Genomic DNA, 13,829 nt, shown 5'->3' with positions numbered 1-13,829 from the left:
TAGCTTCGCGCAACCTTGAAACGCCATCTACTGTCGACTCTGACAGGAGCCAAAGGCGCTTTCCCGCGTGAGCCCAGGCTTACGCAGGAAAGTCCTTGGGGTTTAAACCGCGTCAGGCAGCGCTGGCATGGGGACTTTCAATTGTGGAAGTTGTGATTTGATTGCCGGCTCCGCGCATTTTTTCGCCGCTTCGTCCGCAGACAGCTTGCGGATCGAGGTATAGAACAGCTCACAGGTTTCTTCCTTTTGCGTGACCTGCCAGGTCTGTGTGCATTGATTCAATTGCGCACTCGGATCGGTGCCCGGTTTGCTGCCCATGCCGGCTTGCCAGCATGCAGCGCTGAGGTCCTGCCCCATGACTTTCAAACCTGCCGCATCCGCCTTGGCCTGATCACCGTTGTAGCTGTCAGGGTCGGCGGCATACCAGATGTAGCTCGGGTGGTTGGAGCCCAGGACCGGAACCTTGACACCCGCAGTCGGCGTAATGGTCGCCAGACCCAGCACGTCCACGGTCTGGCCGTACTGTGTCTTGATCCAGTTCCGCACGGGAGCACCGAAGGCCACCATCGGCAGGGCGTCGCCGCTGGCGTTCTGGCTGACTTGCTTGACCATGGTGGTCTGGTAGTCATTGAAATAGTCGTAGACCCCGCCCAGCGCCTGGCCGGCATTGGATGGCGCCGCAATCGGTGCGATGTCGACAATGGTCTGGAAGGCCGGGGTCTGTTCGGCGGCGATGCCGTTGGCGGTCAGCAGCGTGGCCCAGCGATCGGTGGTGGCCGATTCCAGGTAGTCCTGCGCCTGGGTCAGGGAGTAATCCGGCGGGAAGTGCAGCAACTCAATGCTCTTGCGGTTCTCCAGGGCCATGCCCAGCGGCAGGAACAGGTACCAGTCGTAGGCCCATTTGTTATCGCTGTTGAGTTTGGTGGCGCCCTTGTATGCCAGGTCACCGGCATCCAGCAGCGCAGTCAACGGTTTGCCGTAGTCTTGCGGCACGCCGCTAATACTGGCGTAGACCTTATCGTTGTCGCTTTTGACGCTGACCTTGGCCGCGCTGTAGCCGTCACGCTGCACGCTTTGGGTCAGGTAATGCTCAACGGTCTGCTCCAGCGTCCAGTTGCGAAAACAAATGACGTTGCAGTTGTTGGGATAGGCGAAGAGACGGGTGACGCGTTCGGTACTGCCCAACTGAACATCGATGTCGGCATGGGCGGCGGCACTGAAGGCCAGGGTGGCAAGAGAAAGTACGGCGAGTTTGGACATGCTCAGATCCTTTTCAGCGTGTGGACCCCTCGAACAGGGTGTAGCCATACTGAAACAGACCGGAGCGAAGAAAAAGTGGGCCGACGAAAATATCGGCCCTTTTTTATGGCTTTATGGCATCACGGGCGGCAGATAAGACAATGTCGTCCCCAGCGCCCACAGCAGCACCAGCACCAATGGCGTGTGAACCAGTAATTGCACGAAGGAGAAACCGATCAGGTCCCGGGCCTTGAGCCCCAACACTCCCAGCAGCGGCAGCATGTAGAACGGATTGATCAGGTTTGGCAGCGCTTCGGCGGCGTTATAGATCTGCACCGCCCACCCCAGGTGATAGTTCAGATCATTGGCCACCTGCATGACATAGGGGGCTTCGATGATCCATTTGCCGCCTCCCGAAGGAATGAAAAAGCCCAGCACCGCCGAGTAGGCGCCCATCAACACGGCGTAGGTATCGTGGGACGCGATCTGTACGAAAAAGGTGGATATGTGATGGGCGAGCGTCTGGGCGTCGCTACCCTTGACCGTGGTCAGCAGCGCGGCAATCGAGCCGTACAGCGGGAACTGGATCAGCACGCCGGTGGTGGTCGGCACCGCGCGCGCCACGGCATCGAGAAAGCTGCGCGGCCGCCAGTGCAGCAACGCGCCAAGCATCAGGAACAGGAAGTTATAGGTGTTGAGCCCGGAGATGGCGCTTATCGCAGGTTTGGTCGAGAACTCGTGGAACAGCCAGCCGGCGGCCAGTAGCGCCAGGGCAATGGTCAGCAGCGGGCTATGTTCCAGCCATTCTCCCGGGCGGGTGCGAGGCTGCAATGCCGGCATGCTGAAGCTGGGATCAATCCCGCAGGCGGCGGCGTCACGGGCACTGTTCGGGCCGGGAGCGGTGGCATAGGCCACGATCAGCGAGATCACGATCAACGCCAGCAACATCACTCCCGATTGCCAGAGAAAAATGGTCTGGGTGAACGGAATGACCCCGGTGATCGACAGGATCGATGGTGGCAGGCTGGCCGGGTTGGCCTGCAATTGCGCCGCCGAGGAAGACAAACCCAGTGCCCAAACCGCGCCCAGGCCCAAGTAAGCGGCGGCGCCCGCGGCGCGGTAGTCCATTTTCAGATCGGTGCGACGGGCCAGGGCACGTACCAATAAACCGCCAAATACCAGGGAAAGCCCCCAGTTGAGCAGCGACGCGACCATGGAGATCAATGCGACCCAGGCCACCGCGGAGCGACCGTTTTTCGGGATGCGTGCCAGGCGATCGATCAGTTTGACGGCGGGCGGCGAGCTGGCGACCACGTAACCGCCGATCACCACGAAGGCCATCTGCATGGTGAACGGTATCAGGCTCCAGAAGCCATCGCCGAACGCCATGGCAGCGGCCGTGGGTTTGGCGCCGATGAACAGTGTCGCCACCGCGACTACCAATACTGCCAGGGCGGCAAATACCCAGGAGTCAGGGAACCAGCGCTCGGCAAAACTGGAACAGCGCAAGGCGAAGCGGGCGGAACGGCTGTCTTGTATGTCGGTGGTCACGGCAATTACCTCGATTTTTATGGTTATGGGTATTGGGTGCGGCAGGGTCTTGGCGTCAGGCGCCAACACTGGAACATTCCAGTGACCATGGGAGGCTAATCGGGGTTCGCGAGCGCGCAGGATTATTTTCAGAAGCGGCCCGGGGCGCTCTTTAGAAAAAAATCGGCGAGCCGATGGCAAGAGAACAGGCCACCTAACTCTCCTGCTCTCGGAGCATGCCATGTTCAATAAACGCTTGAAGCAGGAGCTTTCGGCTCTTCGCCAGGAACTGTCCAGCCTTGTGCAGGTGAAGGAGAGTTTGGACCGCGAGATGCTGGCCCTCACTCTGGATGCCGAAGGGCGGGTGCAGACGGTCAATCAGAATTTTCTCGACGAAATGCACTACAAGTCCCAGGACCTCATCGGCCGGTCTGTCGAAGAGCTGGTGCCGGCTTACCTGAAATCCAATGAGTTCCAGTTGCGTTTCAAGACGGCGCTGACTAGAGGCGAGCATTTCTCCGGCGCCGTACGGCTGCTCCGGGGCAACGGTAAGGAAGCCTGGTTGCGTTCGATTCTCCAACCGGTTCGGGCGGCTGATGGCCGAATCCGCTATTTCTCGATGTATTCCAGCGACCTGACCCGTACCATCGAGGCGTCGCGTGAACATGAAAACCTCATTGGTGCGCTGGTGCGTTCAACGGCGGTGATCGAATTCGACCTGGGCGGTCACGTACTGTCAGCCAATGATCGCTTCCTCAATGCCATGGGATACAGCCTGGCGCAGATCAAGGGCAAGCATCACCGCATGTTTTGCGAACCGGAGGAGTACAACAGCGCCACCTACCAGCAGTTCTGGCAGCGTCTCAATAGCGGCGAGTTCGTGGCCGGTCGCTTCAAACGCTTGGACAGCAACGGCCGTGAAGTCTGGCTGGAAGCCTCTTACAACCCGGTGCTTGATGCCAACGAGCGATTGTACAAAGTGGTCAAGTTCGCCACGAACATCACTGATCAGGTCAACCAGGAAAAAGCTGTCTCCGAGGCGGCCGGCATTGCCTACAGCACCTCGTTGCAAACCGACAGCAGCGCCCAGCGCGGCACCACCGTGGTGACCCAGGCCGTGGGCGTGATGCGTGACCTGGCCCGGCACATGCAAACCGCCGGCGAAGGCATCGAGGCCCTGAATGAGCAATCTCTGGTGATCGGCACCATCGTCAAGACCATCAGCGGCATTGCCGAACAGACCAACCTGCTGGCGCTCAACGCGGCCATCGAAGCCGCCCGGGCGGGTGAGCAGGGCCGGGGCTTTGCGGTGGTGGCCGATGAAGTGCGGCAACTGGCGTCGCGTACCAGTCAGGCCACTGATGAGATCGTCGGCGTGGTTCGCCAGAACCAGGACATGGCCCGCAACGCCGTGGCACTGATGACCGACGGCCAGCACCAGGCCGAACAGGGTCTGGCCCTGGCAGCGGAGGCGGGGACGGTGATCGTCGAGATTCAGGATGGCGCGAAGAAGGTGGTCGATGCCGTGAGCCAGTTTGCCAATCAGTTGTCGACTTGAGTTTGATGTTATCGTTTTTTACATATTAATTATTGTTCTGCGATAATTTCACCGCTATGGTTTGCGCTTCCTTTGTTCTGTGGAGCCTTCCATGTCCTCGAATCGTCTCGCCCTGTACAGCCAGCGCATGGCTGTCATCACACTTGTCTTCATTATCACGATGATGGTCCTCAACGCCGGGGTCTGGCTGTTTCCTGACGTTGCTTCAGAATACGGTCTGGGCTTTGCCCTGACCGAGCGACAGCTGTCGAGCTTGTCAGCAGAGGCTATGCGCTTGACTGGTTGGCAATGCCTTGGCGCAATGCTGTTGTCGAGCATACCGCTGCTGGCCCTGGCGTTCGGGCTGGGCCATTTGCGGCAGTTGTTCCAGCGATATGCCCAAGGCGAGTATTTTTCCAGCGAAGCAGCCGTTTGCCTGGGGAAGGTAGGTCGCGCTGTGGCGCTGTGGGTGCTGCTGGATTTCCTGTGTGAGCCGTTTCTCAGCCTGCTGGTGACGATCAACGCACCGGTCGGTCAGCGTCTGCTTACCCTCAGCGTTACCGCCCCGTCGTTTGTCGCGTTGTTTCTTGCAGCCTGCATTGCAATCATTGCCCGGATATTGTCCCGGGCCAGTGAAGTCGATTCAGAAAACCGAACTTTTGTTTGAGAGCCCTATGCCTATCGTTATTCAACTTGATGTGATGCTGGCGACGCGCAAGGTTAAATCCAAGGACCTTGCCGCCGCGATAGGCATTACGGAAGCCAACCTTTCCTTGTTGAAGCAAGGAAAGGTCAAGGGTATTCGCCTGGCTACCCTCGAAGCCATTTGCAGCCATCTGCAATGTCAGCCCGCCGATCTGCTGATTTACCAACCGCAGAGCGATCCCCCCAAGGCCTGACCCCTTGGGGGGAGCGAACCTGCTCGCGATGGCCGGCGACGCGACTTCGCAGACTGGCCAGATAGCCGCGACGCTCAATCCCCCAGCGCTTGACCCTCACGCCGCGGGTCCGCCCCACCGGCCAGTGAGATTTTGCCCTGGGCATCACGGACTCGGACGATCGCCTGGGTTCCACTGGTCATGTCGATTTCACTCACGGCATGGCCTTTGTTTTTCAACGCCTGGATCAGCGTCGGGCTGAACTGACCTTGTTCCAGTTCGGTGGGGCCGTTGCGGCTGCCGAAGTTGGGAAGATTGATTGCGGCTTGCGCGTCCAGGTCCCAGTCCAGCAGGCCGATCACTGACTTGGCGACGTATTCGATGATTTGGGAGCCGCCCGGTGAGCCGACAGCGGCCAGTAGTTCACCGCTCTGGCGATCAAAGATCAGGGTCGGCGCCATGGACGAGCGGGGGCGTTTGCCGGGTTCGACGCGGTTGGCGACCTTTTGCCCATTTTCTTCGGGTATGAACGAGAAGTCGGTCATCTGGTTGTTGAGCATGAAACCCCGGACCATCAGGTGTGAGCCGAACGCCGACTCCACCGTGGTGGTCATCGACACGGCGCCACCCTGATCATCCACTGCCACCACTTGCGAGGTGGAGATGCGCAGGGGCGAACGGTCCGGGGCGTAGGCCACCTGGACGCCCGGTGGTGTGCCGGGTTTGGCGATGCCCATGCTGCGTGGACCGATCAGGCTCGCGCGGCTGGCCAGATAACCGGGATCGACCAGACCTTTGACCGGTACGGGGACGAAGTCCGAGTCAGCGACATACAGGGCGCGGTCGGCGTAGGTCAGGCGTTCGGCTTCGGCGATCAGGTGCACTGCTTCGGGCGTCGGCTCAATGCCGGCGGGTTTATCGGTCTTGACGGGTTTCATGGGCGCGAGGGCCGTGCGGCGGTCGCGCTGTTCCAATGCCTGCAAGGTTCCGAGAATCTGTGCCACGGCGATCCCGCCCGAAGACGGGGGCGCCATGCCACAGACTTGCCAGCGCTTGTAGTCAGTGCAAAGCGGCGCACGTTCCCGGGCGGCGTAGCCCTGGAGGTCATTCAATGACAGGCTGCCGGGGTTGGCATGCTTCTGCACCTTGGCGACGATTTCTTCGGCAATCGGCCCTTTGTACAAGGCGTCGGGACCTTCGCGGGCGATGCGCTTGAGCACGTCGGCCAAAGCGGGATTTTTCAGCAGTGTGCCGACCGCCTTCGGGCTGCCGTCGGCGTTCAGGAAATAGGCGGCCATGTCCGGCGACCCCGGCAGGGACGCATCGGCCGCAATCATCGAGTGCAACCTGGGCGAGATCGCAAAACCCTGTTCGGCCAATGCGATGGCCGGCTCGAACAGCGTGGCCCATTCAAGTCGGCCATGTTTGCGATGGGCCAGTTCCAGTGCCCGCAACACGCCCGGTGTGCCCACGGAACGGCCGCCTATCTGCGCGGCGGTAAACGGCATGGGTTTGCCATCTGCTTGCAGGAAAAGTCTCTCGGTGGCGCCGGCCGGTGCCGTTTCGCGACCGTCGTAAGTACGTACTGCCTTGCCGTCCCACAACACGATGAATGCACCGCCACCGATCCCGGAGGACTGCGGCTCCACGAGGGTCAGCACCGCCTGCATGGCAATCGCCGCGTCGATGGCCGAGCCGCCGCGCCGCAACATCTGCCGCCCGGCTTCGGCCGCCAGCGGGTTGGCCGCCGCGGCCATGTGCTTGTCAGCGTGGCGGGTCTGCAGGTCGGTGCGATAGCCGGAGGCGATCTCCGGTGCGACGGGCAATGCTGGGGTTGTGGAGGAGGACGGGGCCTTACAGGCAACGAGTGCCAGGGCTACAGCCAGCAGCGAAACGGCTGACAGGCGATGAAGATTCGGTTTCAGATCTGCAAGCATGTGTCGCTCCATCCGTGGGCCAGGGGATAGGGATCGACTGTAGCGATGCGAGGCGTCGGGCGCAAATCAGCGCGGACTTGGGGGACGGCTTTTATCGAGGCATAAAAAAACGGCTTATCTTTCGATAAGCCGTTTTTAGTACTTGGTGGCTACACAGGGACTTGAACCCCGGACCCCAGCATTATGAATGCTATGCTCTAACCAACTGAGCTATGTAGCCAAGTGGCGCGCATTATTCGCCGGTAACGAAGATGTGTCAAGCGTAAATCTGAAATATTTCTCAGCGCTTTCAACCGCTTATCAATCCTCGCCGCAAATACCCGTCAACCGAGTTGAAATCTCCCTGTGTTGGCGCTCAGGGCCTGGCTGCCCTGGCTCAAAGTATCCGCCGCGAGGTTCACGGCGCGTGCCCCTTCAAGCAATCGCATGGCCGCCTGGTCGACCTGCTGGATATTGCCGCTGACCTCGTCGGCGGTGCTGGCTTGTTCGTCCACCGCGGTGGCGATTTGCGCCAGGGTGTCGGTGACGCTCTGCACGGCGCTGGCAATTTCTCCCAGGCGCTCGCCAAGGCCGGTAACGGCTTGCGCGTCGGTCTGGGCCTGGCCGCATGCGGCTTCCATCAGGCTGACCGCTTCGTTGACCGTAGCGCGCAGGCTGTCGACGGTGCCAGCAATCTGTTGGGTGGAGGACTGGGTGCGTTGCGACAGGCTGCGTACCTCATCGGCCACCACCGCGAAACCACGGCCCTGTTCCCCAGCGCGAGCGGCTTCGATGGCGGCATTGAGGGCCAGCAGGTTGGTCTGCTCGGCTACGCCGCGGATGGTGTCGACCACCACCTGGATCTGTTGCCCCTGTTCGCTGACCCGGCCCAATGCGGCGGCGGTTTCGTTGAGGCGCTGGTTGAGTTGCTGGATGCTCGCCGTAGTGCGTTGACTGTCGCGGCTGCTGTCGGCGGCGATACGCCGGGTCTGCTGGGCGCTGTCGGAGGCCTGTTCACAGCTTCTGGCGACCCCTTGAGAGGTGGCGGCCAGTTGCGTGGCGGCCGCGGCGATCTGGCTGATCTGCATCTGTTGGGCTTCGACTTCGCCCAGGGCGCCGCTGGAGTGCGTGTTGAGGGTGCGAACGGCATTGCTCAACTGCAACGTTTCGTGGTCCACACCCAACAGGCTGTTGCGCAACTGCACCACTGCAACGTTGAGAGCGGTACTGATGGCCGCCAGTTCGTCGCGTCCTTGCACCGGCACTTGCAGACTGAGGTTGCCGTCACGCAGGGCTTCGGCCAGTAATGTGATGCCACTGGCGCTGCGGCGGATGGACGCTTGCAGGCAGACGAAGAGGTAAAGCGCGGCCAACAGCAGACAACCCAGCACCGTGGCCACCAGGGTGAACTGGCGGATGGCTGAGGAGTGGTAGTGGTCCAGTCGCGCATCCAGAGCCATCAGAGACTGCTGGCGCAAGGTCGCCAAGTCCGCCAGGAGCGCATCCATGTGTTTCTCGAATTCTTCCGGCTTGAGGCTGATGGAGCCGGCGAAGACCCCTTCATCCAGGACTTTCAGGCCGGAATCCAGATGCTTGAGGCTGTCCTGGAATTGTCCGGACCAGGCTTGCAGTTCGTTCGGCAGGCGCGCCTGCAGTACTCCACCGGTTTTGACCAGTTGATCCCGGGCATCGCCGATCCGGCTGCGCAGGTCGCGCAATTGCAGGCGGCTTTGCAGGGTGAACTGACCCGACACAACGGAGGCCTGGCCAACGCTGGCCAGGCGACCGACCCGCTCGATCAGGTCCGGTGTCTGCTGGGTCGAGATCTGGATCAGCAGGTAGGTTTCCAGCCAGGAGGCGAGGGTCAGGCGATTGTCCATGACGATCTGCTCGCGCAAGGCTTGCAGGGCACTCAAGGCCGCAGTGAAGCGGTCATAGCCGTCCGGCCACCAACCGACGGTGCCCAGGCTTTTCGAATCAAGACCATTGAGACTGGTTTGCAGCGTTTGGAAGCGAGCCAGGGTGTCGGCTTCGGCACCTTCGGTTTGCAAGGTGCTGCCCAGATCATTGGCGGCCTGGTTGAGGGCCGGCTGCACGGCATCGAAAGCCGCCATCGCGGCAAGCGTTGCGGGTGTTGCCTGGCGATTGGTTTCCGTGGCTCGCCAACGGGCCGCGCGGTTGCGCTGGGCGGCGAGCAGGTTGTCCAGGTTATCCAGGGCCAGCAACTGGCGAACCCCGGCGCGCTCTTCGGAAATCAGGCTGAGTTTGTCGCGATAGTCCTGGCCGATGATCCACAGGCTGCCCATGAGTGGCAGGATGAAAAGCAGGAACAGCAACTGAAATTTGCGGGCAAAGCCGAAACGCCCCAGCAACCTGATTCCCGGTGATAGAAAAGCCTGCATGCCCATACTCCCCTGAACACCTTTGCACTATTTTTGTGCGTTTCGACACAGTGCCGAAACAGGTGCCCTTTTAAAAGGCCTCGAAAGTTTGTCCAGGCCCGCTCTGTAGGCTGGCTCTGTAGCGAAACTTCCCATTCTCGGTCCCCTTTGTAAGGGGCCGCGTTGTAGACCGTTAACAAGGCAAGATTCAGACCATGGCTTTGCGCTATTACCGAGCTCGCTGACAATATTTCAAGTCGATAGCAAGCTAAGGGGATAGCCTTGCTGCACCGAAAAATGGCACATTGATGAATCCGCTTCCTGTGCAAACCCCGTATGGAAACTCCCATGGCTATCAGCGATACCCAGGTCGATACCGCGTCTATCCCTGCCACACCTCAAAGCAGCCCGTTGGTCATGCGCATCATCGGTGCCGTGGCGTTGGCGCATTTGATCAACGACCTGATCCAGGCGGTACTACCGTCTATTTACCCGATGCTCAAGGCCAGTTATGGGCTGACCTTCACCCAGGTTGGCTTGATTACGCTGACCTTCCAGTTGACGGCATCGCTGCTGCAGCCCTGGGTGGGTTATCACACGGACCGGCACCCCAAGCCCTGGCTGCTGCCGGCCGGTACGGTCTGCACGCTGATCGGGATCGTGATGATGTCCATGGTTGGCAGTTTTGCCATGATCCTGCTGGCCGCCGGTCTGATCGGTATTGGCTCCTCGACCTTTCACCCTGAAGCCTCGCGAGTCGCACGCCTGGCGTCCGGCGGGCGTTATGGGTTGGCGCAGTCGACGTTCCAGGTCGGCGGTAACGCCGGCTCTGCTTTCGGCCCGTTGCTGGCGGCGGCGATCATCGTTCCTTACGGGCAAGGTAATGTGGCTTGGTTCGGCCTGTTCGCACTGTTTGCGCTGTTCGTGCTGTACCGCATCAGCCGCTGGTACGCCAATCACCTGAACCTGTTCAAGCTCAAGCAAGGCCAGGCGGCTACTCATGGTCTGTCCAGGGGCCGGGTCTTGAGTGCATTGGCGGTGCTGGGTTTGCTGGTGTTCTCCAAGTATTTCTACATGGCCAGTTTCACCAGCTACTTCACCTTCTACCTGATCGAGAAGTTCGACCTGTCGGTGGCGTCGTCGCAGTTGTATCTGTTCTTGTTCCTCGGCGCTGTGGCGGCGGGGACCTTCTTTGGCGGTCCGATAGGCGACAGGATCGGACGTAAGGCGGTGATCTGGTTCTCGATCCTTGGTGTGGCACCGTTCACGCTGATCCTGCCTCACGTCGACCTGCTGTGGACCAGCATTCTCAGCGTGGTCATCGGCTTCATCCTGGCTTCGGCATTCTCGGCCATCGTGGTGTATGCCCAGGAACTGGTGCCGGGTAACGTCGGCATGATTGCCGGCGTGTTCTTTGGCTTGATGTTTGGCTTCGGCGGAATTGGCGCCGCGCTGTTGGGGCATCTGGCGGACATCCGTGGCATCGAGTATGTGTATTGGTTGTGCTCGTTTTTGCCGTTGTTTGGAGCCCTGGCGATTTTTCTGCCCAAAAGCAGAAAAAACTGACGTGTACTCAACCGGCGGAGGCGAGTGGGCCCCGCCGGTCGTTGCGAAACAACTGAATTTCAAAGCATTGAAAAATACCCGCCCACCAGAGCGATTTGATTAGTTGCTTGGAACCGCGACTAAAGTACCGTTTTGTATAAGTCTTAAGTTTGATTTTGTATAAAAGTCGGTCATGTTAATTTGCTGCTGTGGTTGATGGATTGAATGGACGCAGCGGCAATCTTCAAGGGAGTCCGCTGGGGTGACCGGAAAGCAGCTTTCCACATTCTTTCCACCCGCCGCTCTTATTGTCTTCGGACATAAGGCCTTCGGCTCTTGATCTGAATACCTTCACCCCTCGGGTGAGGTGACTCACGCCCCTACCTGCCACGCTTCAAATACTTATAAAGCAGTTGTATCGCCGCGTCCGTTCAAGGCGATTGCCTCGTGGACAGCGTAAACAGCCGTGAGCGATTGTTATTTGCCGTGTCGTGCACAAGTTTGAGGCTGTCGTCTTAAACGTTGGCAATAAAAATAATCAGGCAGGGGATGATATGAAGTTCAAGTCGTTGCAGGCACGCATTTGTGTCACGGCAGGCGTATGTCTGTTTGTTTCATCAATTAGCCTGGTTATTTACGGGCTCTTTACCGCCAGGGCCAATGAACAATACGTGGCGACCGAAGTCTCGGCGTTGGTTGAAGAATCAACGATCCGGGAAATTCAGAACCTGGCCGAGTCCCGTGCCAATGCCATTCAGGCCAAGTTGCAAAATGCTCTGGATGCGGCCCGCACCATGGCCAATACCTTTGCCTCCAGCAAGGCTTCGCAGAGCCCTTTGGCGTTGGGACGTGAGCAGATCAACACGGTATTGCTCAGCGTTCTAAAAGATAACCCGGACTTCAATGGCACTTACTCCTGCTGGGAACCGGACGCGTTGGATGGTCAGGATCTTGTGTTGCGCAATGCTCAGGACGGCAGTAATCCGTTGACCGGGCGCTTCACGCCTTACTGGACGCGCAGCGCTGGCGGACATGTGGCAGTACAGCCATTGGTCGAGTATGACTCCCCGGATCGCCACCCGAACGGTGTACCCAAAGGGGGTTGGTACAGCGGCCCACGCGACACTCTGAAGGAAAGCGTGCTGGACCCCATTCCTTATGTGGTTCAGGGCAAAAACGTATGGCTGACCACTTTGTCGGTGCCGATCGTATCCGATGGCAAGTTCTACGGCGTGGTCGGCGCTGACTTCGATATCGACTTTATCCAGAAACTCAGCGAGCAGATGTCGGCCGATCTCTACGGTGGCAAGGGCACGGTGTCGATTCTGAGTAACCAGGGGCTGGTGGTCGCGGACAGTCAGCGTACCGACCTGATCGGCCAGCCCATCAAGGCCTTGTTGCCTGACTCTTGGGAGAAAGTACTGCGCGATATCCAGAGTGGCCGTGGTGACGGTCTGCTCAATCCGCACACCCAGCATATCGAAGTGCTGATGCCCATTGAGCTGGGCCGCACAGGCAAACCCTGGGCGGTGCTGATTCGCCTGCCAAAGGCAGTGGTCATGACTCAGGCCATTGCCCTGGAGCAGGAGTTACAGGCGCGCAGTATCAGCAACAGCATCTGGCAGGTGTCGGTTGGCCTGGGCGTTTCGCTGTTGGCGCTGGTCGCCCTGTGGTTTGCCGCCGCAAAAATCGTTGGGCCGATTCGCGAAGCCGCCGCCTTGGCAGCCAACATCAGCCTGGGAGATTTCTCGCGTCGCCTGGTGCAGAAATCCGAGGACGAAGTGGGCCAGTTGTCTGTCGCGCTCAACGATATGTCTGAAAGCCTGCAACGGCAGGTCAGGGTGGCTGAGCGCATTAGCGAAGGTGATCTGGACCTGGAGGTCCGGTTGTCCTCGCCCCACGATACCCTTGGCAAGTCACTGGAGAAGATGGTGGGTAATCTGAACCAACTGATTGGCGAAGTTCAGGCCAGCGCCACCCAGATCACCGGCAGCTCGGCGCAGGTTACCGACCTGAGCCAGTCATTGTCCGATGGGGCGTCCAATTCCGCGTCGTCCATCACTGAAATCAGCGCGGTGATGACACAAATGGCCGCACAGACCCGGGACAACGCCGCCAATGCCAAAAAGGCCGATGAGCAGTCCCAGGCATCACGGGCCGATGCCGGGGAAAGCGACAAATTGATGAGTGAGCTGATTGCCGCCATGGCCGAAATCGACAATTCGGGCAAAGACATTACCGCGATCATCACCACCATCGACAACATCGCCGCGCAAACCAACCTGTTGGCGTTGAACGCGGCTATCGAAGCCGCCAGGGCAGGTGAGTTGGGGCGTGGTTTTGCTGTGGTGGCGGATGAGGTGCGTAGCCTGGCCGCCCGCAGCGCCGAGGCCGCCCAGCAGACGGCTGCATTGATTGCTGACTCCTCGAGCAAAACGCAACGCGGCATGATCATCGCAGGCCGGACCGCCGAATCGCTGAAAAACATCGTCAGCGGAACCAGTGCTGTTTCCAACCTGGTTTCATTGATCTATCAAGCTTCCAGCGAGCAAGCCTCAGGCCTGCAACAGGCCAGCATCGGGTTGGAGCAGATCGATGAAGTGACGCAGAAAAACCAGTCCAACTCACAAGAGTGCGCGGTGGCGGCCAAGGATCTTTCGGAGCGAGCATCTTTGATGCAGCGCGTGCTGGGGCGCTTCAAAGTCAAAAGGGGGTAGTGGGTTTCCTGGCCACGCGCTCCACTCAGATTTATTGTGCGAGGGACCAGCTCCCTCGCTGCGGATTCAATCCGGTTCTTGAGTGA

At 59.6% G+C, this 13,829-nt stretch carries 9 protein-coding genes, 1 tRNA gene and 1 pseudogene; 6 read left to right on the top strand and 5 right to left on the bottom strand.

Features of this window, described 5'->3' with window-relative positions; genetic code table 11:
• Positions 1–102 precede the first annotated feature (102 nt).
• Both HQ912_RS24115 and HQ912_RS24110 read right to left on the bottom strand, forming a co-directional pair.
• Positions 103–1,260, bottom strand: coding sequence for a hypothetical protein (locus HQ912_RS24115; protein ID WP_047229380.1), 1,158 nt, complete (start codon positions 1,258–1,260; stop codon positions 103–105).
• A 111-nt stretch (positions 1,261–1,371) separates the two neighbouring features.
• Positions 1,372–2,790 carry a short-chain fatty acid transporter gene (locus HQ912_RS24110; protein WP_076386741.1) on the bottom strand — a complete coding sequence of 473 codons (1,419 nt, stop codon included), beginning with the start codon at positions 2,788–2,790 and terminating at the stop codon, positions 1,372–1,374.
• Between the two features lie 220 nt (positions 2,791–3,010).
• Here HQ912_RS24110 and HQ912_RS28230 point away from each other — a divergent pair.
• The 4 genes and pseudogenes from HQ912_RS28230 to HQ912_RS24095 form a co-directional block, all read left to right on the top strand.
• Positions 3,011–3,787, top strand: a pseudogene (locus HQ912_RS28230) (PAS domain-containing protein); the annotation flags it as partial.
• Positions 3,788–3,895: 108 nt separating this feature from the next.
• The gene (locus HQ912_RS28225; protein WP_373685103.1) at positions 3,896–4,327 is read left to right on the top strand and encodes a methyl-accepting chemotaxis protein; all 432 of its coding nucleotides are present in this window, start codon (positions 3,896–3,898) and stop codon (positions 4,325–4,327) included.
• Positions 4,328–4,418: 91 nt separating this feature from the next.
• A complete protein-coding gene (locus HQ912_RS24100) occupies positions 4,419–4,973 on the top strand; it encodes a DUF2975 domain-containing protein (RefSeq protein ID WP_107322932.1) in 555 nt (184 codons plus the stop codon).
• A 7-nt stretch (positions 4,974–4,980) separates the two neighbouring features.
• On the top strand, positions 4,981–5,205 hold the full coding sequence (locus HQ912_RS24095; RefSeq protein ID WP_047229383.1) for a helix-turn-helix domain-containing protein: 225 nt from the start codon (positions 4,981–4,983) through the stop codon (positions 5,203–5,205).
• 74 nt (positions 5,206–5,279) lie between these two features.
• Here the strand turns inward: HQ912_RS24095 and ggt are convergent, their stop codons facing one another.
• The 3 genes from ggt to HQ912_RS24080 all read right to left on the bottom strand — a co-directional run bounded on the left by ggt (position 5,280) and on the right by HQ912_RS24080 (position 9,502).
• Complete coding sequence (gene ggt / locus HQ912_RS24090) at positions 5,280–7,121, bottom strand: gamma-glutamyltransferase (RefSeq protein WP_047229384.1); 1,842 nt, start codon at positions 7,119–7,121, stop codon at positions 5,280–5,282.
• A gap of 143 nt (positions 7,122–7,264) precedes the next feature.
• Positions 7,265–7,341: transfer RNA gene (locus HQ912_RS24085), tRNA-Met, on the bottom strand.
• A gap of 103 nt (positions 7,342–7,444) precedes the next feature.
• Entirely contained in the window at positions 7,445–9,502 is a 2,058-nt protein-coding gene (locus HQ912_RS24080) for a methyl-accepting chemotaxis protein (RefSeq protein ID WP_173407385.1), read from the bottom strand.
• 327 nt (positions 9,503–9,829) lie between these two features.
• On the opposite strand from HQ912_RS24080, the gene HQ912_RS24075 reads away from it, so the two are divergent.
• Together HQ912_RS24075 and HQ912_RS24070 are read left to right on the top strand one after the other, a co-directional pair.
• Entirely contained in the window at positions 9,830–11,047 is a 1,218-nt protein-coding gene (locus HQ912_RS24075; protein WP_076386322.1) for an MFS transporter, read from the top strand.
• Between the two features lie 533 nt (positions 11,048–11,580).
• Positions 11,581–13,743, top strand: coding sequence for a methyl-accepting chemotaxis protein (locus HQ912_RS24070; protein WP_076386320.1), 2,163 nt, complete (start codon positions 11,581–11,583; stop codon positions 13,741–13,743).
• Positions 13,744–13,829 lie beyond the last annotated feature (86 nt).

This window comes from Pseudomonas sp. MPDS (assembly GCF_013283895.1).
Classification (GTDB): Bacteria; Pseudomonadota; Gammaproteobacteria; order Pseudomonadales; family Pseudomonadaceae; genus Aquipseudomonas; species Aquipseudomonas rhizophila.
The sequence above is the reverse complement of the archived record's forward strand: the minus strand, read 5'-3'. Positions and strand labels throughout refer to the sequence as shown.